General features: G+C 44.9%; 18 protein-coding genes and 1 pseudogene. 10 read left to right on the forward strand and 9 right to left on the reverse strand.

Annotated elements, in window-relative coordinates; genetic code table 11:
* Positions 1-28: 28 nt before the first annotated feature.
* The 3 genes and pseudogenes from AB4486_RS01055 to AB4486_RS01065 all read left to right on the forward strand — a co-directional run.
* Positions 29-283: pseudogene (locus AB4486_RS01055) on the forward strand (peptide ABC transporter substrate-binding protein); the annotation flags it as partial.
* 382 nt (positions 284-665) lie between these two features.
* Entirely contained in the window at positions 666-1169 is a 504-nt protein-coding gene (locus tag AB4486_RS01060; RefSeq protein WP_004737700.1) for an acyl-CoA thioesterase, read from the forward strand.
* 237 nt (positions 1170-1406) lie between these two features.
* Entirely contained in the window at positions 1407-1679 is a 273-nt protein-coding gene (locus AB4486_RS01065) for a hypothetical protein (protein WP_019822928.1), read from the forward strand.
* A gap of 561 nt (positions 1680-2240) precedes the next feature.
* On the opposite strand, the gene malG is transcribed toward AB4486_RS01065, so the two are convergent.
* The 3 genes from malG to malE all read right to left on the reverse strand — a co-directional run bounded on the left by malG (position 2241) and on the right by malE (position 5981).
* Positions 2241-3131 carry a maltose ABC transporter permease MalG gene (malG, locus tag AB4486_RS01070; RefSeq protein WP_017060050.1) on the reverse strand — a complete coding sequence of 297 codons (891 nt, stop codon included), beginning with the start codon at positions 3129-3131 and terminating at the stop codon, positions 2241-2243.
* A gap of 11 nt (positions 3132-3142) precedes the next feature.
* Positions 3143-4714, reverse strand: a complete 1572-nt coding sequence (gene malF, locus AB4486_RS01075; protein WP_017060049.1) for a maltose ABC transporter permease MalF — start codon at positions 4712-4714, stop codon at positions 3143-3145.
* Positions 4715-4796: 82 nt separating this feature from the next.
* The gene (gene malE, locus AB4486_RS01080) at positions 4797-5981 is read right to left on the reverse strand and encodes a maltose/maltodextrin ABC transporter substrate-binding protein MalE (protein ID WP_017060048.1); all 1185 of its coding nucleotides are present in this window, start codon (positions 5979-5981) and stop codon (positions 4797-4799) included.
* A 664-nt stretch (positions 5982-6645) separates the two neighbouring features.
* Between malE and malK the strand changes: the two genes are divergently transcribed.
* Complete coding sequence (malK, locus tag AB4486_RS01085; protein ID WP_017060047.1) at positions 6646-7758, forward strand: maltose/maltodextrin ABC transporter ATP-binding protein MalK; 1113 nt, start codon at positions 6646-6648, stop codon at positions 7756-7758.
* 258 nt (positions 7759-8016) lie between these two features.
* Here the strand turns inward: malK and AB4486_RS01090 are convergent, their stop codons facing one another.
* Positions 8017-8217: a hypothetical protein gene (locus AB4486_RS01090; RefSeq protein ID WP_010431457.1), complete on the reverse strand. Its 201-nt coding sequence runs from the start codon at positions 8215-8217 to the stop codon at positions 8017-8019.
* Between the two features lie 208 nt (positions 8218-8425).
* Entirely contained in the window at positions 8426-10342 is a 1917-nt protein-coding gene (locus AB4486_RS01095; RefSeq protein WP_372116236.1) for a methyl-accepting chemotaxis protein, read from the reverse strand.
* 455 nt (positions 10343-10797) lie between these two features.
* Between AB4486_RS01095 and AB4486_RS01100 the strand changes: the two genes are divergently transcribed.
* Genes AB4486_RS01100 through AB4486_RS01125 form a run of 6 tightly spaced genes read left to right on the forward strand, consistent with a single transcriptional unit; the run spans position 10798 to position 17714 of the window.
* Positions 10798-11754, forward strand: a complete 957-nt coding sequence (locus tag AB4486_RS01100) for an AAA family ATPase (RefSeq protein WP_372116239.1) — start codon at positions 10798-10800, stop codon at positions 11752-11754.
* Positions 11755-11765: 11 nt separating this feature from the next.
* The gene (locus AB4486_RS01105; protein ID WP_372116241.1) at positions 11766-12692 is read left to right on the forward strand and encodes a DUF58 domain-containing protein; all 927 of its coding nucleotides are present in this window, start codon (positions 11766-11768) and stop codon (positions 12690-12692) included.
* Positions 12689-13174 carry a DUF4381 domain-containing protein gene (locus tag AB4486_RS01110; protein WP_372116244.1) on the forward strand — a complete coding sequence of 162 codons (486 nt, stop codon included), beginning with the start codon at positions 12689-12691 and terminating at the stop codon, positions 13172-13174. Before AB4486_RS01105 ends, AB4486_RS01110 begins: the two co-directional genes overlap by 4 nt.
* The gene (locus AB4486_RS01115) at positions 13167-14159 is read left to right on the forward strand and encodes a VWA domain-containing protein (RefSeq protein ID WP_372116245.1); all 993 of its coding nucleotides are present in this window, start codon (positions 13167-13169) and stop codon (positions 14157-14159) included. Before AB4486_RS01110 ends, AB4486_RS01115 begins: the two co-directional genes overlap by 8 nt.
* Positions 14152-16029 (forward strand): VWA domain-containing protein, encoded by a 1878-nt coding sequence (locus tag AB4486_RS01120; protein ID WP_372116248.1) that lies wholly within the window; start codon positions 14152-14154, stop codon positions 16027-16029. Before AB4486_RS01115 ends, AB4486_RS01120 begins: the two co-directional genes overlap by 8 nt.
* Positions 16030-16031: 2 nt before the next feature.
* Positions 16032-17714: a BatD family protein gene (locus AB4486_RS01125; protein WP_372116251.1), complete on the forward strand. Its 1683-nt coding sequence runs from the start codon at positions 16032-16034 to the stop codon at positions 17712-17714.
* Between the two features lie 136 nt (positions 17715-17850).
* Here the strand turns inward: AB4486_RS01125 and AB4486_RS01130 are convergent, their stop codons facing one another.
* The 4 genes from AB4486_RS01130 to pstC form a co-directional block, all read right to left on the reverse strand.
* Positions 17851-19995 carry a GGDEF domain-containing protein gene (locus AB4486_RS01130; protein ID WP_372116253.1) on the reverse strand — a complete coding sequence of 715 codons (2145 nt, stop codon included), beginning with the start codon at positions 19993-19995 and terminating at the stop codon, positions 17851-17853.
* A gap of 336 nt (positions 19996-20331) precedes the next feature.
* Positions 20332-21081 carry a phosphate ABC transporter ATP-binding protein PstB gene (pstB, locus tag AB4486_RS01135; RefSeq protein ID WP_004737715.1) on the reverse strand — a complete coding sequence of 250 codons (750 nt, stop codon included), beginning with the start codon at positions 21079-21081 and terminating at the stop codon, positions 20332-20334.
* Between the two features lie 90 nt (positions 21082-21171).
* Entirely contained in the window at positions 21172-22035 is an 864-nt protein-coding gene (pstA, locus tag AB4486_RS01140) for a phosphate ABC transporter permease PstA (protein WP_017064256.1), read from the reverse strand.
* 15 nt (positions 22036-22050) lie between these two features.
* On the reverse strand, positions 22051-22980 hold the full coding sequence (gene pstC, locus AB4486_RS01145) for a phosphate ABC transporter permease subunit PstC (RefSeq protein WP_372116254.1): 930 nt from the start codon (positions 22978-22980) through the stop codon (positions 22051-22053).
* Between the last annotated feature and the right edge of the window lie 71 nt (positions 22981-23051).

A 23051-nucleotide genomic window follows, 5' to 3' on the forward strand; every position in this document is an offset into this window, starting at 1 on the left:
ATTAGGGTAAAAATTCAAACTCACGTTTCACACAGCAAATGAGAGTGGCTACTGTAATCCATACTATGATGAGCCCTTACAGCAAGCGAGTAAAACGGAAGATCAGGCTAAACGCTTTACTTTATATCAGCACGATGAGTCGTTACTCAACTATTCTTCAGCAGTTATACCTTTATATCATTACAATCACACTCGATTAGTGCGAAATACACTCAAAGGCTTCCCTAACAACAATCCGAAAGGAAATATCTACGCGAAGGATCTATACTTCATAAAAGAGTAAAAGTGAGCTGAAGAATAAATATTTTTAACTACCACTTTAGTGGTAATTGCGATAAAGTCACTTTAACTAAACCAAACAAGCAACGGTTAGTTGGCAAACAATAAAAGGTACCGACATGAGTACCTAAAGGCTTAGAAACACCTAGCATTACGCTAGGTGTTTTTTTTGCAATCTACCCTTTCTTTTAGCTTACTCTCGATTGTCTTTCCGTGTTTATCTCTCACCTTGAAACTCAATAACCATCAATATTCATCGGTTCGTCATCCGTTTGAAAAAAATAGTCTTAACCGTGAGATTATCCGCTTTAATTTCTATCATCTTATGTATATTGTTATTAGCAAGTAACAAGCATGTTATGCAGCATAATAATGAAGGAAGATAGATGAGCAGTAACAATAGCCGACAAGATGGTAAACGAGACGTTACTCTGCGTTTTTTAGCTGAACCCGGGGATGTGAACTTTGGTGGTAAAGTTCATGGTGGCGCAGCAATGAAATGGATCGATTTAGCAGCCTACGCTTGTTCCGCAGGTTGGAGCGGTAAATACTGTATAACAGCCTATGCAGGCGGAATTCGATTCGTTGCCCCAATTCATGTAGGCAACCTTGTGGAAGTAAGTGCAAAGGTCATTTACACAGGTTCATCTTCAATGCATATCGCTATCGACGTGCAAGCAAGCGACCCTAAAGAGCTCAATAACCGCCTAACAACTCACTGTATCGTTATTATGGTCGCTGTCGATGAGAATGGTAATCCGACTAAAGTGCCAGAGTGGATACCAGAGACGCCAGAAGACATCGAATTACGAGATTCGGCTATTCGCCTAATGAACATGCGAAAACAGATTGGTGAAGAGATGGAAGCTCACGTGAAGTACCTGAAATAAGGTCCACCAGCAGCCCTCCCCCTATAAAACTTTATTACAATGCCAAGCGCCTGCTTGGCATTGATCTATTTGATACCTTCGTGCTCTACACCGCCAAATCCGCTGCACACCCAATACAGACGATAAGAGCGTGATACCCAGCCAAAGGTTGAAATGAATCGGCACTTGTTCACTGATTTATTTTGACTGTAATAAAGTCGTCATTTTGCTCTGATTAAATACCGCCAATCATAATAGATGCATTTGAATTTCTTGGAGCCACTCTTGAGCGTCATACGCCCCACTCTTAGCGAGTCTACACTGAACAATTTAAAGGCTGTTGAGTACCAATGGGTTAGAACTTTGTACGTCGAAGGCTACGACAGCAATGAAATCAACCACTATATCCAAACGTGTTTCGGTGGAGATCCGACATTTGCCGATCTATTTCGTCGCGTGGCACTCGATCAAGAAAGTATCTATGTGTTGTTGCAACACTTAGGTTGTGCTCCTTCTAGTAAAGAGTTCTAACTTCTAAGTCCAACCAAAAACCAGAAGCATAAATAAACCTACCTCCATAATCCTCATGAATGTCACTTGAATATTTTGTAACTACCTCTCGCTTACCCATACATTTTCAGTGCAATTTCAGGTTTTGTTGCATACAAATCATTGAAGTATCACGCATTGGAATATTCACAACATATCAATAGTACAACAGCCACTTATACTGAGTGTCTGATTTGTGAGACTAGTTCATTTCTACAAGTAACCAAAATGAAGTGGTCGGTATTTAGGAGAGAAGTAACTCGAAACTTTGGGTTTTAAAGTAGATATGAGCGCGATAGTTAACGAGTAACGCTGACACAAAAAACAAAAAGTAGCAGGCATAAAAAAACCCAAGTAAATACCTGGGTTAGAGTTACAAAAACCACTAATCATTAATAGCGTAAGGAACCTGATTAGTAGCCAGCTATGCGTAACCTGAGGGTTATTTTTATTACTGATCGGCGGCCAAACCAAATGATGTAATAAAAATGCCAATATAGAGCGACCTAACGGTCGCTCTTTTTCTTTCTTATAGAGTACAGCTTATCCTTTTACACCACCTGCCGTCAAACCGCCAACTAACCAACGTTGAGCAAGTAAGAACACGATAGTAATCGGAAGTGCTGATAGTACAGCCGCTGCCGCAAAGTCACCCCATAGGTAGTTCTGAGGGTATAGGTACTGCTGCATACCTACTGCTAGCGTGTAAGAGTTCACATCTGTAAGTAGGATAGACGCTACTGGCACCTCACCCACTGTCGCGATGAAAGATAGGATAAACACAACCGCTAGGATTGGTACAGACAGCGGTAGTAGAACCAGTCTGAATGCTTGCCAAGGCGTTGCACCATCAAGGGCTGCTGCCTCTTCCAGAGAGTTATCAATCGTCTCAAAGTAACCCTTAATCGTCCATACGTGCAGTGCAATACCACCTAGGTAAGAGAAGATTAGACCACCGTGTGTGTTCAAGCCTAAGAACGGAATGTATTGACCAAGTTTGTCAAACAGCGCGTAGATTGCTACTAGAGCCAATACTGCTGGGAACATTTGGAAAATCATCATCGCTTTCAGGATTGTGTTCTTACCTTTAAAGCGCATACGAGCGAACGCGTAAGCCGATGTCGTAGACAGTGTCACAATCAGAATCGATGTGATACCTGCAACCTTCACTGAGTTCCATAACCAAGTTAGCACAGGGAACGGAGGTGACGTTACCGAGCCATCTGCGTTCGTTACTGACATACCCAATGCTAACTTCCAGTGTTCCAATGATGGGTTATCTGGAATCAAACTACCGGTTGCGAAGTTACCTTCACGGAACGAGATCGCGATGATCATCAGTAGTGGGAAGATAATCATTGCCAAGAAGCACCACAACACTGCATGCGTTGCCCACACTCGGTATTTAAGGCCTTTACCTTGTACCATAGCCATTGTCGTGCTCCTTAATCTTGAGACAGTTTAGTGAAACGAAGGTTTAGTAACGCTAGTGCACCAACCAATAGGAAGATAAGCGTTGCGATAGCACTTGCTAGACCGAAGTCTTGACCGCCGCCGCCTTCGAATGCAATTCGGTACGTGTAGCTTACAAGCAAGTCTGTGTAACCCGCTGGCTCAGAAGTACCAATCATGTTCGGGCCACCGTTCGTCAATAGTTGAATCATTACGAAGTTGTTGAAGTTAAAGGCAAACGCTGCAATCAATAGCGGTGTAAGCGGTTTAATCATCAATGGGAACGTAATGCGCTTGAAGTTATCAAGGAAGTTCGCACCATCGATTGCTGACGCTTCGTATAAATCATCAGGAATCGCTTTAAGCAGACCCATACATAGAATCATCATGTAAGGGAAACCTAGCCATGTGTTAACCATCAACACCATGGTTTTCGCTAAGATAGGGTCTGAGAACCAGTTCGGGCTTAAGCCGAAGATATTCTCGAGCACCATGTTGATCTCACCAAAGCTTTGGTTGAATAGACCCTTAAAGATAAGAATCGAGATAAACGCGGGTACGGCGTAAGGCAGAATCAGTAGAACACGATAAATAGAACGACCTTTCAACTCTTCCCATTGCACGATGTTAGCCAATACAAGGCCGATAACTAGCGTGAACGCTACGGTACATACCGAGAAGATAACCGTCCAAATAAAGATGCTGATAAACGGTTCTTTAATGCCGTCATCTTTCCATACACGCTCAAAGTTATGCGTACCAATGCTAACCACGAAACCTGGAGAGATGGTATTACCCGTAAACTCACCATTTGCATCAACAGGCTGGTAGAAACCCACATCCATATTTGGCTTGAGAACTTCACCCGTTTCATTGTTGATTAACGTTTCTTCATCGTCTTGTAGCGTGTAAAGCGGAGCAACAGAAGCAAACTTACGTAAGCCACTCATGCGGATGTCACCACCGTCAGGTAGATTGAAATCAACACCACTGATTGCTGCTCGGTTTTGAATGATCGCTTTGATCTTCTCTTTTTCACCTTGCGCAGACTCAATAACAGATAGGTCCATCTCTGTTTCTGTCATATTGTCTAGAGAAAATACGTCAGTCGCTAACAGTTGATCGCCATCTTTTACAACGATCTGGTGACCGTCATCTGTCTTGTACAAAGTAAATGGGTAGCTCTCACCGCTTTGGAAAGAACGGTCTAAAAGAACGGTTTGAGTACGCTCTAGAGAAAGTTGGTTTTTCGCGCTGTAGTTAGTAAACGCAAGCCCTACGGTGTATGCCAATGGGAAAAGAATGAACAAGATCATTCCGGCAATACCTGGGTAAATATAACGGTGGGCGTAAGTTTTTTTACTACCAAAAATGTAAAGTGCCAAAGCCGTTAAGATCACTGTAAGCAGCGCAAAAGCGAGCTCACCGCGAGAATACATTAGAATTGTAGCGTAGCCGTTTATTAAGCCAACGCTACCAAGCAACCCCCATTTAATGAAGACGCTTTTACTGCCTGGAAGGCTTGATGGTGCTGGGATAGCATCTGTACCTTGAACTGACTGCATAGAGGAACCTGCTAGCGATATAGATAAAAAAATAGAAAAGTAAGGAGAGGTTACCCTCTCCTTAAAAGGTAGTGCCTGGGTGTTACTTAACCATACGACCTTCAGCAGCTTTTAGTGCTTGGTCTACTGATTGACGGCCGTCAACTACGTTGCCGATCGCTTCTTCCATGCTGTACCAGAATGTTGTGAACTGAGGGATGTTAGGCATGATTTCACCGTTCATCGCGTTGTCCATTGTTGCTGCAATACGAGTATCGCTGTCTAGTTGACGTTGGAAAGAGTTAAGAGCAACAGCGCCTAGTGGCTTGTCGTCGTTCAGGCTCTTCATACCTTCATCTGTTAGTAGGTAGTTTTCCATGAACTCAACAGCTAGGTCGCGGTTTGGAGACGCAGTGCTGATACCACCTGCCCATACACCAACGAAAGGTTTAGACGCTTTACCGTTGAACTTAGGTAGTGTTGTTACGCCGTAATCTACGCCAGCTTTCTTGATGTTTTCCCAACCCCAAGGGCCGTTGATTGTCATTGCAACGTTACCCGCAACAAATTCAGACTCAGCAACTGAGTAATCCATGTCTGCAGAGATAACCTTGTCTTGTACCATCTTCTCGATGAAACCTAGAGACTTCTGAACACCATCAGTCGCTACGCCCGCATCTTTAATGTCGTAACCTTCTGCAGTCTGTTTGAATGCGTAACCGCCGTCAGCTGCAAGTAGAGGCCATGTGAAGTAAGCGCCGCCACGTAGAGGCCACATGATTGCTTTCTTGCCGTCTTTTTTAAGTTCAGCATCAAGTGCTGGGATTTCTTCCCAAGACTTAGGTGGGTTAGGAACAAGCGCTTTGTTGTAAATTAGCGAAACTGACTCAACAGCAACAGGGTATGCGATTGTTTTACCTTCGTATGAAACAGCGTCCCATGCGAAGTCTACGATACCTTCTTTAGTTTCTTTAGAAGGTTTGATATCAACAAGAAGTCCCGCTTCTGCATAGCCGCCAAAACGGTCATGTGCGTAGAAGATCATGTCTGGGCCATCGCCAGCTGCAGCTACTTGAGGGAATTTCTCTTCTAGCTTGTCAGGGAAAGCGACGGTTACTTTAACACCAGTATCTTCTTCGAAGCGTTTACCTACTTCAGCCATGCCTTCATAAGCTTTGTCACCACCTACCCAGATTGTTAGTTGTCCTTCTTCGATAGCAGCATTTGCACCAAAAGAACCCAGAGCAACTATTGTACCTAGAGCTACAGCGCTTAGAGCGTTTTTCATGTGAATATCCTTTTTATATTTATACGTAGGGCACATCTACCAAGACGAGCCAGTTTTCGGAGGTTATGATCTGAGAAAACAGACCCTAGCTCATCATCCTAGCCACTACGCCCTAGCTATTATGGCTTAAATTCGTGATCGCCATCCGGTCAGATTAGAGACTGCAATCACAAAACGTATACTCATCGTGATCAACATCACCGTTACGTGGTGGATTTATTTGAACTGGATCGCCAATTATTAATAACCCCATTTATCTACTCCTCCCCTCCTACTCCCCCTAGTTAATTTTCCATTAGGAGGATGTACCCTTACGCCAATTCACCGAAACTGCATTCATCCAAGAGTGGATAGTAAGAACCCTTTACCGGCAAGTGTTATGCGTTGACGCATTATTCATTTAGTTGGCTTCACTGCCCGCTGGTGTCTTATATTAGCATCGAGCTAAATCTGTGATTGAATCACGGGGGAGGTTTAGCTGGATGTGGGGGAAATGGGCATCAGTTTGGCTATGACGGGTGGGCTTGGTTAAAGAAGCCAAGTCTCACCCACTTTTTTCTTACTCACTCAATACTTACCAATTCCTACAGTTACTGCTGACCCAAAAATTTCTTATAATGATAAGCAGTAAAACTTAAAATTTGATCGATCGAGGACAAGCTAGATGGCGAGTGTCACGTTAAAAAACGTTTATAAATCATATGGTGATGTACAGATTTCTAAGGACGTAACCTTAGACATCAACGAAGGTGAATTCGTAGTATTCGTTGGACCATCAGGTTGTGGTAAATCGACGCTATTACGTTGTATCGCAGGTCTAGAAGACATTACGTCTGGTGATTTGTACATTGGCGACCAACGCATGAATGACGTTGAACCGTCAAAGCGTGGCGTAGGTATGGTATTCCAGTCTTATGCGCTTTACCCTCACCTTAACCTATACGACAACATGTCTTTCGGTCTTAAGCTAGCAAACGCAAATAAAGCTGAGATCGACAAACGCGTTGAACATGCGGCAGAAATCCTTCAGCTTGGTCACCTTCTTGAGCGCCAACCTAAAGCGCTTTCTGGTGGTCAACGTCAACGTGTTGCGATTGGTCGTACTCTGGTTTCTCAACCAAACGTATTCCTACTTGATGAGCCTCTATCAAACCTAGATGCCGCGCTACGTGTTCAAATGCGTTCGCAAATCACCAAGCTACAGCGTCAACTGGGTTGTACCATGATCTACGTTACCCACGACCAAGTGGAAGCGATGACAATGGCGGATAAGATCGTTGTTCTGGATGGTGGTTATGTATCTCAAGTCGGTAAGCCGCTTGACCTTTACCACTACCCTCAAAACCGTTTCGTTGCTGGCTTTATTGGCTCACCGAAGATGAACTTCATGTCGGTACACATTGAACAAGCTGAAGCAGAACGCGTATTGGTACAACTTTCTAATGGCATGACTTTCTGGATTCCTGTTGACGGGACGACGGTTAATGCTGGTGATCGTATGTCTCTGGGTATTCGCCCTGAACACTTGATGTCTGCTGAATCAGGTGACGCGACGATTGAAGCTGACGTGATGATGGTAGAGAAACTAGGTAACGAAACTCAGGTTTACCTAAACCTTGAAAGTGCCGATGCTGATGTTATCTATCGTCAGCCAGACACGTTGAAAATCGAATCAGGTGACAAGTTGGCGATTGGTATTCCAGCGCACCGTTGCCACCTGTTCCACAGCGATGGCCGCGCATGTCGTCGTTTGTACAAAGAATACGGCACAGACTAATCGCTTAGCCTTTTAGGATATAACTTGCCCATATCGAATCCCTCTTACTCAGTAAGGGGGATTTTTTTATGTGTTGGATATTTTTATGTGTTGGATACGAGTTTCACTTACATTGAATAGTTCATGAGTCAGCCACTCGGTCTTTCGCTAGCGGCAATAAAAAAGGTCTAGCAAGCGCTAGACCTTTATCTGTTAGTTAGGCTATGAACCCAACCGCTAATATCACTTCTTTCAGACATGAAACCTGTCTAAATCAACTTAGTGAATTGGCGTATCATTCTGTTTGTTGAACTGGCCAAAATGCTTCTCTAACACTTCAGGAGTCAGTTTGCCTTCCGCCTCTAGTCGCTTGAACTCAGCAACAATTGCTTTTTGCTCTTCAAGTGATGGCAGTTTCACCTCAGGCTCATCGCCCATCTCTTGAGTCATCTGCTCTAGTTCTTTTTCAAAATCGCTCATGATACTTACCTAAATATTAAACCTAACGAGATTTTACTCATTTACGCCCTATGATGCTAGGGTGATTAAAAGCAAAGCCCGAAACCAGATCAAGCTAAAGGCAGTTAGAGGCAAATTAGCGCACTAATAAAAAGAACCGGATTCACGATGAAATGACCCCAGCTCTTCGTCTATATCCCTTTCTAAGTCATGTTACAGCTTGAAAGAATTAAAGCTTAAATGAACCAACCATCTTATCTAGACGAGACGATAGATCACGAAGCTCTTGGCTCGCTTCAGCAAGTTGCTCAGCCGTGCCCGTTGTCACTTCGTTGATTGCGTTAATCTCTTCAATGTTCTGGTTGATGGTGTGAACTACGGTTGATTGCTCTTCCGTTGCCGTTGCCACTTGAGTGTTACGGTCTGTGATATCAACGATACGGTCTGAAATGCCACTCAGCACGTCTACCGCTTCATCCGAAGCCGATACACCTTCAAGGGTAATCACCTTACCCGCACTCATTGCCGTAACCGCATCTTTAGCATCGCTTTGCAGTTGGTTGATCATCTTTTGAATCTCTTCCGTTGAATCTGCGGTACGGCTTGCTAGGTTACGTACTTCATCCGCTACAACCGCAAAACCACGACCTTGCTCACCAGCACGGGCGGCTTCAATTGCTGCATTCAATGCAAGTAAATTGGTTTGCTCTGAAATATCACGGATAACACCCAGAATAGAACCAATGTCTTGAGTTGTAGAAGCCAGTTGCTCTACTACCTGACCCGTGCTTTCGATATCTTGCGCTAAACGGCTGATCGCGTCTTTTGCTTTATTTACCACAGAGCGACCGACTTCCGTATTGCCTGACGCTTGTGTTGCCGTTTCTGCTGCTGTTGCCGCGTTCGATGCAATCTCGCTGATGGTCATACCCATTTGGTTAATTGCAGCAACCACTTGAAGGGTTTGGTCGCGCTGTTCTTGGCTATTGTCGTGGGTGATGTGGGCTTTATTCGAAACACTCTCTGCTGCCACTTGAAGCGCTTGGCTTGTCGAGCATACTTCTTTCATAGACTCGTGAATCTTTTCAATAAATCCATTAAAGCCTTTTGAAAGCTGTGCAATTTCATCGTTGCCTTTCACTTCGATACGTTGCGCCAGATCGCCATCACCTTCGCCAAGGTCACCGAATCGCTTAGCCAAAAGTTTAATTGGTTGAGTAATGCTGTTTGCTAGCACTACGCCCATTAGGATAAACACTAATGCCACAACCGCCGTCATGATCAGCATCTTTTGCGCTGTCGCATCTAGCTCTGCAAACACTTCACCTGTTGGTACGACACCAATAACAAACCAGTCCATTGAAGACACATACAAGCTCGCCACAAACAACTCTTGGCCTTGGCTTTCAGTGGTAATTAGGTTAAAGCCCGATTTGTTCAGTAGTTGACTTGCTTGAGGACCGTAGAGTTGTTGAAGTGAAGAATCACTGCGAGAACGCTCACGGTGAATTTGAACATCACCTTGGCTATCGGTTAAGAATACGAAGCCTGTATTTTCAATCTTAAAGCCATTGAGTAGGTTAACCATGTCATCCATCGATTTTGATAGACCAGACATCGCCAAACCAGAAAGCTGCTGATAGTTAGCAAACATCTTCACTTCGCCATTCGCTTCTTGGAACATGCTCACCATGGTCGGCTGTCCAGATTGCGTAAAGCCAAAGAACCAACCGTCTTGTTGTTGGTTTAGCTGGCGTAAGAAACCATCTTGATTCCAGTAGTAAGCTGTTTGACGGTTCGCCACTGAGGCATCGTTCAACTGATATTGGTTGCGAACATTGTTCAGTTGTTTAACCAGCTTATTCTCTAGCGCGGCATCGCGCTCGGTCGATTCGATAGCATCAGAAATGAATTCATTTGAAGCAATTTGCTCCGCAGCTAGTAATAGCTGAGAGACTTCTCGGTCAATTTCACCATTGATTCGCTCTAGCATTCCTGGAAGTTCAATATCGATCAATCGATGACTTAATACATCTCTTGCTTGTTGTTGTGCCATTGCGCCGACAATCACTGTCGATGCAAGAACCGCAAAGGTAATTCCAAGTACAACTTTTTGCTTGATACTCAGAGAGTTAGTTTTAAACATATTTGGACCTTTAAAAAGAATCGCTCGTTATTGGTATACCCTGAACAGGACTTTTTAGTGCACTCCAACAAGCAATGCACAATCTGAGTGATGTATCGGCCACAACCAATAAAACTAGAGACTTTCTTCTCAAAAAACTGCAAATATGATGTAACAATTAGAAATATTCACCTTGAGCATGAATTAACTAAGCAAATACCGCATTGTCGAGAGTCAATTTTAGTTCTCACCCCCTGAGACCCAACCGAACTCAAACCACTCCCCACCGCCGAGCTTTTGTATATAAAAACCAATTGATATAGTAATAATCACAACCTAACGATTTTTTTAGCTAACCACTTGTAAATATTTCCAATTTTGAAAAAATAAATTACGCAAATGTACTGGAACTTTTTCCTCGAAATCAGTGACCAATACTCAAAATAAAAATCAAATGGATACCCAGAGAGTCCAAAATGCACAAAACAAATTTCGAAATCCTTCAAAACTACTTAGAGTCTCAAATCATTGGTCAGCAAGAGCTCGTTAAGCAACTGATGATCGCCTTACTGGCAGATGGTCATATCCTTGTTGAAGGGCCTCCAGGGTTGGCAAAAACCCGCGCCGTAAAGTCACTGGCTGACTGTGTTGAGGGAGATTTTCACCGTATTCAATTCACGCCAGATCTATTGCCTGCCGACCTAACTGGTACCGATATTTTCCGTCCAGAAACGGGAGAGTTCACCTTCCAATCTGGGCCGATTTTTAACTCGCTTATTCTAGCGGATGAGATCAACCGTGCTCCGGCGAAAGTACAAGCCGCTATGTTAGAAGCGATGGCGGAAAAACAGGTGACCGCAGGTCGAAAAACCTATGCTTTACCGGACCTGTTTTTGGTAATGGCAACGCAAAACCCGATTGAGCAAGAAGGTACCTACCCGCTACCAGAAGCTCAATTAGACCGTTTCTTGCTGCATTTAGAAGTGGCTTATCCAGACATGGAAAGTGAACTTGAGATCTTGCGCCTAAACAGAGGCGAAGCTCAAGGCAACCAACCTGTTCAACCAGAGCCTATTTCTCAACAAACTATCTTCGAAGCTCGCCAAGAAGTGCTCAACATTCACATGGCAGACACCATCGAGCAGTACATTATTCGACTGGTTATGGCGACTCGCCAACCTAAGCAATACAGCAACCAACTTGATCAATGGTTAGATATGGGTGTCAGCCCACGTGCAACTATTGCTTTAGACCGATGTGCCCGAGCGCACGCATGGCTAGCAGGCCGCGATTACGTAACACCGCAAGACGTTCAAGCTATGGCATTCCCTGTATTACGCCACCGTCTACTTCGCAGTTACCACGCACAAGCTGAAGGAGTTACGGCCAATCAAGTAATTACACACCTTATCTCACTGGTTGGCAGCGCATAGGTGATACGCGTATGAATAACCAACTACCCAACCATAGTGACGGTGTCACGTTAAATTTGGACGAACTGCTGCAATACAAAGCGCAGTCTGTTCGATGGTTGCCTCCAGCCAAGAGTCTTTGGTCGCAACTTAACGGTCAACACGAGAGCAACCGTAAAGGTCGCGGGATGAACTTCTCTGAGGTTCGTCAATATCAGGCGGGCGATGACATCCGCAGCATTGATTGGCGCGTAACGGCTCGAACAGGGAAGGCACACACCAAACTGTTTTCTGAAGAAAGAGAACGGCCTGTGATTTTGTTCTTAGATCTGTCGAGCAGTATGATTTTCGGCTCAACCTTGTTGCTTAAATCGGTTCAACTCGCGCACTTTGCCAGCCAGCTTTGTTGGTTAACCGTCGCTCAAAAAGACCGTATTGGCGCAGTGATAGATACTGGCCAAGAGATCATTGAGATTAAACCGAGTGCTAGCAACCATGCTCCACTGCGTATTTTACAAAAAGTCATAGAAATCAATAATACGGCACTGACTAATCACGACAATCATAATGACACGACCTTAGAGCATGGACTGAAATCTCTGCACCAGCTTTGCCCTAAAGGAAGCGATATTATTATGCTCAGTGACTTTGTGCGTTACCAAGAAAGTGACTACTCACTTATCAGTCAAATTCGCCGACACAACAGAGTACGTCTTGTGCATTTCTACGACCCGCTAGAGCAAGGTGAAACTACCTACAAAGGATCTAAACAGGTGACCGATGGCGACAAAACTCAGTGGTTCAACTTCTCTTCCAATAAAGAAAAGGAAAAGCTTAACCAAGCGTTTTCATTAAAGAAGCAGCAGTTGCAGAAACTTAGTTTATCTCTCGCGATACCTTATAGCTCTCTGTCTAGTGCGCAGTCACTAATGAGCCAGATATCAGGATCTCAGTCATGAATCAGTCCTTAGATTTAAGCCCAGTCATTGCACCAGATGCACCGACTTGGTGGCCTTTAGCGTGGGGCTGGTGGGCGGTAAGTATCACGGGCATCGTTCTGATCGTCTTCGTGTTTTTCATTGTAAAACGCAGACAAAAGAACCAATGCGCGAAGAACGAAGCACTTGCTTGCTTTCGTAATAGTCAGCCTTCAAATACCTTGTCTCCGAGTGCAGCTCAAGACATCGTTCGTCAGGCAGCACTAAGCTATTTCCCACGCGAAAAAGTGGCAGGCTTATCTGGTGATGATTGGTTGGCGTTCTTAGATGCGCAATTGGCGAAACCGTTGTTCGCCGCAAAACAATCGCAATGGCAACAAGCACTCTACCAAGATGCCCCCTTAATGAACGACGAACAGAAAAAGGCTCAACAGCAATTGGTTAATGACTGCGAAAACTGGCTTCGTAAAGCTCTTCCTCCAAAGCGAGGTCGTTATGACTGATCTTTTAAACACGAGCTTACTAAATATTGAATTCGTTTGGTGGTGGATGTTTTTCCTCGCGCCACTGCCGGTTCTCGTTTACTTGTTCTCTCCTAAGGCGGAATCGAACAATGCCCTAAGGCTTCCGTTTTTGCCCGAGGACAGTAATACCAAAACGCCGAGCAATCGCTTACCTAAAGCCTTGTCGGTCATCATCTGGCTTTTATTGGTAACGGCCATGGCACGCCCCGTTTGGTACGGTGAACCGGTTGAGTTTCAGCCGAAACACCGTGATTTGATGTTGGTTGTCGACCTCTCCTACTCGATGAGCCAAGAAGACATGCAGTTCAATGGCGAATACATCGATCGCTTATCTGCGGTGAAACATGTATTGAGTGACTTTATTGAGCGACGAAAAGGCGACCGAGTCGGATTGGTGCTATTTGCTGATCACGCCTACTTGCAGACGCCACTTACGTTAGATAGAGATACGCTTTCACAACAACTCAATCAGGCTGTGCTAAAGCTGATTGGTACTCAAACTGCGATCGGTGATGGAATTGGCCTCGCTACCAAAACCTTTGTCGATAGCGATGCGCCTCAGCGGGTAATGATTCTACTCAGTGACGGCAGTAATACGGCCGGGGTATTAGACCCACTAGAAGCCGCGGATATTGCAAAGAAATACGACGCGACGATTTACACCGTAGGTGTCGGTGCGGGTGAAATGATGGTCAAAGAGTTCTTCATGACTCGTAAGGTCAATACCGCTCAAGACCTAGATGAACGTACGTTAATTGAAATCGCCAAACGCACTGGCGGTCAATACTTCCGAGCGCGAGACAGCAAAGAACTGGCAACGATTTACGACACCATCAATCAGTTAGAGCCCGTGACGAACGCCACTAAGATATGGCGACCGCAACAAGAGTGGTTCGTATGGCCACTGTCTGCGGCAATGTTCTTCGCATTTATGCTGTTAGCCATTAGGAGAAACAATGTCTAACTTTACTTTTATCTACCCTTATTGGTTCTTGGCGCTTGCCGCGCTGCCCGCTATTTGGTGGCTTAGCAAAAGACAATCCAAGCAAGGGTTATTAGCGTCACACATCGCCCGCTATTTGGCTCCTGAATCGAGCAAGCCATCGAAAAACCGCAGTACTTATTTCGGTATTTGGTGGCTGGTCGGCGTTATTGCGTTAGCTGGACCAAGCTTTGAAAAAAACGAACAACCAAGCTTTGAAAAAACGCAGGCGCGAGTTGTGATAATGGATATGTCGATGTCTCTGTACGCCACAGATATTAAACCGAACCGTTTAACACAGGCACGATATAAAGCTTTGGACCTGCTTTCATTATGGAATGAAGGCCTAACAGGAATGGTGGCCTACGCTGGGGATGCTTACACCATTAGTCCGCTAACGTCTGACATCAACACCATCAAGAACTTAGTTCCTAACCTATCTCCGGAGATCATGCCATTCCAAGGCGGTGATGCTACGTCAGCAGTCAAACTCGCCATTGAGATGATGACTCGCGCTCATATCTACCACGGCGACTTGGTGTTGATTGCGGATGATATCGACGACCAAGAGAAGCAAGAGATCGATTCCCTACTCTCAGGTGGCAATTGGACATTGTCGATTCTAGCGGTAGGAACGAAAAGCGGTGCGCCGATCTCTCTACCAAGCGGCTCGATGCTGAAAACCGACTCGGGACAAACCGTGGTCGCAAGAACCAACTTAAATAACATGCGTGAGCTTACACGCAGCTATGGTGGCACTTTTACTGAGGTTCAATTTGATAACTCAGATGTTGAGCACATTGCGAATTATCTCGACCGAATTGCTACGACATTAGAAGTCACCAAGACCAATAACTCACTCAATACCAGAGTTAACAACGGTTTCTGGCTATTGCCGTTTCTGTTACTTCCTGCACTTGGGCTATTTCGAAAAGGGGTCATTTGGTGTGGCCTAGCTGTGCTTGTCTCGTTCAGCCAACCGAATACTGCGCTTGCGAGCCCTTGGAAAACCGATGACCAAGTGGGTTATCAGTTGTATCAAGATGAGGATTTTCAACAAGCCGCAGAACAGTTCGAACAGCAAGAATGGAAAGGTATTGCGCAATACAAAGCCGGTGATTTCGAAGCGGCCGAACAGACGCTGCAAGACCTTTCTGGCGAAGATGCTCGCTACAACCTCGCCAATGCACAAGCAAAGCAAGGCAAGTACGACCAAGCGATTGAAGAGTATCAACGTATTCTCGAAAGCAACCCTGACCATGCTTACGCGAAGAAGAACCTAGAAATCGTCGAACAGGCCCAGAAGCAACAGCAACAGCAACAGCAAAACGATTCTGAATCCAAAGACCAAAGTCAGCAAGGTCAGCAAGGTCAGCAAGGTCAGCAAGGTCAGCAAAATAATTCTTCGCAAAGCTCGCAGGATCAAAAACAAAGCTCAGCTGACAATGGGAAGTCGCAAGATCAAAGCGGCAACCAAGATCAAAGTGAAAGCCAAGCTCAGAATACTGACCAAAGCCAAGCTGATAACCGCTCTGATTCCAAAACGGATGAAGAAAATGACAAGCAAGCTGAGCAACAAAACAAACCGGATCAAGCAGATAAGCAGTCACAAGATAAAGATGACTCAGCATCTCAAATTGCTCAAGCGCAAGAGGCAGCTAAGGAAGACCGTGATAACAATGCTCAACAAGCCGCAACACAAGTGTCAGGTCAGCCTATATCGAGCGATCCTGATATGCGAAAACTTGAGCAAGTAGAAAGCGCCCGTGATCCGAGCCAACTGCTTAAAGCGCAAATGATTCTACAAGCACGACAAAAAAGTGCTCCTAACAACCAAAACAAAAAGTGGTAACCATGCGATTTTTAAACAAGCCATTTTTATCAATACTACTGACACTGTTAATCGGTGCTTTCTCGTCACATTCTGTATTCGCAGCAACCGCTGTTGCGAGCGTTTCGCAAAACAGTGTGACCAAAGATGAAGTCTTCCTACTTAGAGTGGCGACCGATGAAAAAGTATCGTCCGGTGCTTTAGATCTATCCCCCCTTCAGAAGGATTTCTACGTCAGCACCCCAAGATTTGGGTCGTCGATGCGAATCGTCAATGGCAGCCGTTCGGTGTCTAGCGAATGGAATATTACCCTTGCCCCACTTCGATTAGGCCGATTTGAGATACCTAGCTTTGATATTGACGGCGCAAAAACCCAACCGATCACCATCAACGTTGCGGTTAATAAAGCCGCTCCAAAGCAGAGTGATATGGCCGAGTTTCAACTTAATCTGAGTAAAGATTCGCTGTACCCTCAAGAGGTCGCAGAGCTTGATGTAAAACTCATTATTAAGGCTGATCCTAGAAGACTGCAAGATCCTAAAATCGCACCACCAAGTTCAGCGAAATTAGACGTAGAACCTATTGGAGAGTCTAAGCAATTTCAAGATGTTATCAACGGACAAGAAGTCACCGTTGTTCAGCAATCTTTCCATATATCGTCACAACAAGCAGGGCAATTTCAGCTTCAAGGGCCGAAGTTAACTGGTGCAGTTGTTTACTCAACCAACAACTCAAGCACAACGCGCCTTTTCCAACTCGACACGCCCGTTGAAACCTTAGATGTCACAGTGAATCCTGTACCAAAAGGCTATCAAGGTGAGTGGTTACCAACATCGAACTTCAAGTTGATTCAGAAATGGTCAGATAGCCAAGGCAACGAGCTGACAGGTAGCAATACTTTAGGTGGCGACAAGCAGAATATTGAGATGGAAGCCGGTGATTCGTTAACTCGTACCATCACAATGACAGCCAGCAACTTGACCCAACACCAGTTACCAAAACTGAACATCACCTACCCTAAATCGGTGCGCGTGTATGAAGAGAAACCGCAATTTGGTACTACCCAATCCGGTAATGCTATCGTTGTTTATAAGCAGGTTCTCATCCCTAAGGAATCTGGAAGCATCTCCCTGCCTGGTGTTTCTCAAACTTGGTTTAACACCGATTCGCAATCACAAAAAACCAGTAAGGCTCTTGGGCTTGAGTTGTCGGTTCAGGCAAGTGATCGCGCGATCTCAAGCACGCCGCCTCCTGTTATGGAAACACCAATTCAGCAAGCCAGCCCGACGATTGTTACCGTTGAAAACTCAGGAATGTGGCCTTATCTAACGGCGCTGTTTGCTGCGTTATGGTTAATCAGCTCGGCGCTTGCTTTCTACTTCTGGTCACGCCGCGGTACAGCAGTAAAACAAAAGCAAAAAGATGAACGTCAATCCGATACGGCAGAAGCGCTTATTGCCGCTCTGAAAATGAAAGACGGTGTGAAGACGAGAACTTTGTTCGAACAGTGGAAAACAGAAAATTCAGACTTGAGTGATGAGACGTTAGAAACAATCGAAGCTGAGCTCACCAAGCTAAATCAGAGCCTCTACGCTGAAGCTGGTTCACCAAGTCAGTCATGGGATCCAGCTCTAGCAATCAAAGCGGTTAAGAAACCAAAACGCATCTCGAACAAAACACACAAGAGCACATTAGAAAGGCTTTAATTAACCAGCGTTCTAAGTAAGCAGAAAGCTAGTTAAACAGAAAATCTAAGTAAACAAAAAAGAACGAAGCCGTGATGACCACATTGTGATCATCACGGCTTCAATCGTTTTGATATCAGAAAAAATAAACGCCAAACTAAATCAGTGGCGTCGCGACCTTTCTTCGCTTTAGAGCAGATACAATTTGATTTCGCCCTGAGTCTTTAGCTTGATACAAGGCTTTGTCTGCCTTGCCATACAGCAGATCGAAATCGAATTGATGTTGGTCTGAGGTTATCGAGGCATAGCCGACAGATGCGGTTAAATACTGGCTGGTACTGCTTTCACAATGAAGGATCTTTGCCTCTTCAATGCATTTTCTGATCGACTCTGCACGCTGTTTAGTTTCAGAGTGATGAGTGCCGATCATCAACAACATAAACTCTTCACCACCAATACGGCAGAAGGTTTCCTTATCGCTATGAACATGAGCATTAAGTATCTTGCCTATAGTGCGCAGAGCAGCGTCACCTTCCGTATGCCCGTAAACCGTGTTGTACAAACCAAAGTGATCAAGGTCAACAAGAATGAGCCCAAACGTGACTTCGTGCTCTGTGGCAAATGCCCCTTGATCATCACAATTGAGATCATCTAAAACCTGCGACAACATACGACGATTTCCAAGGCGTGTCAGAGGGTCAAGCTTAGAGATGATATCCAACTGCTCATTGGCTCGTTCAAGCTCTTGAGTGCGCTTACTGACCTCTTGCTCTAGCGTCTCATTGAGCTTTTTGAGCTCCTCTTGCGCCATAGTTCTCTGTAGCACCTCCGCTAAACTCGAAGCGAAGATACGTATCACTTCACGCAGTTGTGAGGTTAAAGGGCTGCGAGTTAACAAGTTATCTGCAGCGATAAACGCAATCGGTTCACCCGTATTGGTGGTGAGCATCGTCATTGCAGTCCAACCGACTCCCACAATATTGAAATCGTGATAGATAGGCACGGACTCTTCAAAGGCGACTTGATTAGGGCAAGCGCGAGCTGCGGCTACAATGTCACGCTCCACCAGCTCTGAGCGATAATAAGATTCATCGACAATATCGCCTTTTATGTCCGTGCCCCACGTACCTTGCATGTAACTGCAATTTTTATCGGTGAGGAAAACAGCCAGTCGGTCGATGCCTAAATGCTGAATCGCAAAGCTCACCGCCGATTTACACACTTCACTGACGCTATCGCAGCGAGACAACTCCACCATGCTTGAGTGCAACATCCGTATATTCTGTTCTTGGCGCTTACGAATGTAGATCTGAGAAAGCAGAGAACCAAAGGATTCAAGCATCTGCTTTTGATAATTAGTGATGGGTGAACGGTGAATGTAATTGTCCATTGCGATCCAACCGACGGGTTTATCCCCTTCACGTAAGATCAACATGCCATTCCAACCTTGCCCTACGACCTTGCCTTCGGTGTATAGCGGCGCTTTCTCAATAATAACTAGGTTGATGTGATTGTCAGACAACGCCTCAATATATTCGGCTTCAAGTTGATGTAAATCGTACTGAGTATGATGCTCGCTGTTAGTTTTTCCCCGCTCATCGGTGCCGTAAGTGCCACTAAAGCAGCGCTTTTTCATATCGAGTAACATGAAGATCGCACGGTCAAAGCCTAGACGGTCGCGCACTGCCTCAACAGAAGCCTTATACAAAGCATCCAAAGAGTCAGGATTAGAAAGCTCTAACGCGACCTGATGGACTAGTTTCATGTTCTCAACAAATAGCTCTCGCAGCTTAATTTCATCAAGGTACTGCGCTTCACGTGTGTCTCTGTGTTTGATCTCAAGTGCCGCGTTCTTTTCCGCACGAATACACTGCCAGCGAGCTGCGGCTAGTTGAAGGACATCAAGATCTTGGTCGAACGTTTGGTTGATCTGCTGAGCATTGCAATTTTGAACAATTAAATAAGTTCTGCAGGCAGGCGCGTTGTCTAGCATCATGATGAACGACTCCCCACCAAGCACTTTCATGTGTTCCCACTTGCAGGTGTTGATAGCCATTGGCAAAACCCCGTCTGCGGTATCAAACTGTGAGACCCACGGCCAAAATGTAGAGGGGTAGCTCGCCAATGAGGTTAGGTCGCCATAAGAAAAAAGCGGTAATGCGTCGCTCTCCGGCGTCGGTTCAGCAAATATTCCTATCCCTTTTGGAGTAAGTACCTTAACCAGATAGTCAAAAAGAGACTCAGCCAACAGACGATGGTCGCGTGTCGCAGATATTTGTTTTGCAAAGGCTTTAACAGGCACAGCTTCCTTCCATTGGCGATTAAGAATAAAGCAAAAATACAGAAGGCTTGATATGCAATCAATGTAAGTAAAAATGAGATGTTAAGCGGGTCGCAGTTTCACCTTTAACATTATCACAAGCATGAGAAGGACGACAAAAATGGGATTCTCTGCCCAAAATCACATCGACATTGGGGATTTTTTAGACACATAAAAAAGCCCCACCTATAGTGGGGCAAAACTTCCATCGCTTATAGTTATAGTGATAATTCTGTTGTTCTATTCGATTATCTAACCTGCGTTTCAGTTAGTGTGTAAAGGTATCTAATCGCTTAAATACCACACGTAAATCGTCGATTAACCGAAGTCACCGTTTACGTAACCTTTAGTACGATCATCTTTTGGTTCACTGAAGATAACGCTGGTTTCGTTATGCTCTACAAGCTCTCCCATTAGGAAGAAAGCCGTGCGGTCTGAGATACGACGCGCTTGCTGCATTGAGTGCGTTACGATAACGATAGTGAAGTCTTTCTTCAGATCTTCCATCAATTCTTCAATCTTGTGTGTCGCGATTGGGTCTAGAGCCGATGTTGGTTCATCCATCAGGATTACATCTGGTTCCATTGCAATGGTACGTGCGATACATAGACGCTGTTGTTGACCACCAGACAGACCAAATGCATGCGCTTTAAGACGGTCTTTTACTTCATCCCACAGTGCAGCACTGCGTAGCGAGCGCTCAACCACTTCATCGATGTGTTTTTTGTCTTTGATACCTTGAGCACGTAGGCCGTATGCCACGTTCTCGTAGATGCTCATTGGGAACGGGTTTGGCTTTTGGAATACCATGCCTACGCGGATACGTAGGTCAGCGACATCGATATTACCGTAGATGTCAGTGCCATCCATATCCAGCTTACCCTTAATCGTAACGCCTTCAATTAGGTCATTCATGCGGTTCAAACAACGCAATAGTGTTGATTTACCACAGCCAGACGGGCCAATCAGAGCAGTAACCTGGCGAGTTGGAATTGGCAGGTTGATAGATTTAAGCGCTTGGTTGTCGCCGTAAAACAGATCTAGGTTCTCAATATCAAATTTATTCATGTTCGTAATCTCTAAATTCTTAAATTCGTGTCTAACTTGATGCTTTCTTTATCACGGGGGCTCGCTTTATTTATGAGCCAGCTAATGAGCTTAGTAAGTTGCCGTGTTGAAGCGTCTCGCAATCAGTTTTGTAACCATGTTGATCAAGAGAACCAGTACGATTAGGACTGTCGCCGTGCCGTAGGCTTGGTTCCACTCATCGATAGTAAATAGCTCTGTTGTCAGCTTATATAGGTGAACCGTTAGTGTACGGCCAGAATCGAATACCGACTCAGGAACACGTGCCACCATACCTGCTGTTAAAAATACAGGTGCTGATTCGCCAATTACACGACCAATACTAAGAATGACCGAAGTTAAGATACCTGGCATTGCGCTTGGTAAGATCAAACGCCAGATAGTGTAGATTTTTGAAGCGCCAAGGCCGTATGAGCCTTCGCGGTAAGTTTGTGGCACTGCCATCAATGCTTCTTCTGTAGTACGAATGATTACAGGAAGAATCAGGATACTTAGCGTTAGTGCACCCGACAGAATCGAGAAGCCAAGACCAAGAATCGAAACAAAGAAGGTCATACCGAACAGACCAAAGATGATCGATGGGATACCAGCTAACGACTCAGTACAGAATCGAATCACTTTCACCAATCGGCTACCTACTTTCGCATATTCAGTTAAGTATATCGCCGTCATGATGCCCAGTGGCGCGGCTACCGCAATCGATGCGATTACCATGTAGATCGTGGCAATGATCATTGGGAAAATACCACGTTCTTCACCAGTACGAGTGTAATCGTCAGTGATGAAGTTCCAATCTACGTATTGCAGACCGTTCGATAGGATGTACCAAATAATCCAGAATAAGAAACCAACGGTTACAGCTGCAGCTGCCCAGATAAAACCTTTTAGGATGTTATCTTTGGTTTGACGTGCTTGTTTTAGTTTTACGCGATCCATATTACTTATCCTCGCCTACTTCGCTTTTTCACGGTTAAGATAAAGTAGAGCACCATTTAACATCATGATGAACACTAGAAGTACAACACCTGTTGCGTACAGTGCGTTAGCGTGAACGCCACTTGCGTAAGACATTTCAATTGCAATGTTTGCTGTTAGCGTACGAGCAGAGTCCAAAATGCCTTCTGGCATTGCTGGCGCGTTACCCATAACCATGATGATTGCCATCGTTTCGCCAAGTGCGCGGCCGATACCCAAAATCACACCAGTCATAATGCCTGAACGTGCAGCAGGAACGAGTAGCTTAAAAATCGTGTAGATTTTCGAAGCACCCAGTGCAAGTGAACCTTCTTTGTATGTGCGAGGTACAGCACGAATCGAAGTTTCAGAAACCGTGATAACGGTAGGAAGAATCATGATACCCAGAACAATGATACCCGCCAGGATAGTGTTACCCGCTGGTACTTGGAAAACGTTTTGAATCATTGGAACGATAATTACTAGACCGAAGAAGCCGTAAACTACCGACGGGATACCCGCTAGAAGCTCAACTGCTGGTCGAATAATATCTGCAAGACGCTTTGGAGCAATCTCAGCAATAAAAATAGCGGTTAATACACCAACTGGCACACCAACAACTACAGCTCCAAGTGTCGAAACAATCGATGCAACAATCATGGTTGCAACACCGAATAGAGCTGGAGGTAACCAGTCAACACCCATAACGATGCCAGAAACACCGGCCTCTTGGAATGCAGGGATACTCTCTGCAACGATAAAGTAAGCGATAACGGCTAGTGATACGATGCCGATTACAGCACTCGATAAGAACAAGCCGTGGAAGATTCTTTCTCTCCAGTCGATGCGCTTCTTAGCACGTAGACTTGGCTTGTTGATTTGAGTCGCTTCAGTATTCATAAGCTTTTCACTATTTGCGATGGTCATATATAAAATCTCAAACTTTGTGGCTCAATAAGAGCTCGAAATAAACAAAGTTGAAAGAAAAGGCTCAGCCT

Source organism: Vibrio sp. 10N.222.55.C6 (genome assembly GCF_041473395.1).
GTDB lineage: Bacteria > Pseudomonadota > Gammaproteobacteria > Enterobacterales > Vibrionaceae > Vibrio > Vibrio crassostreae_C.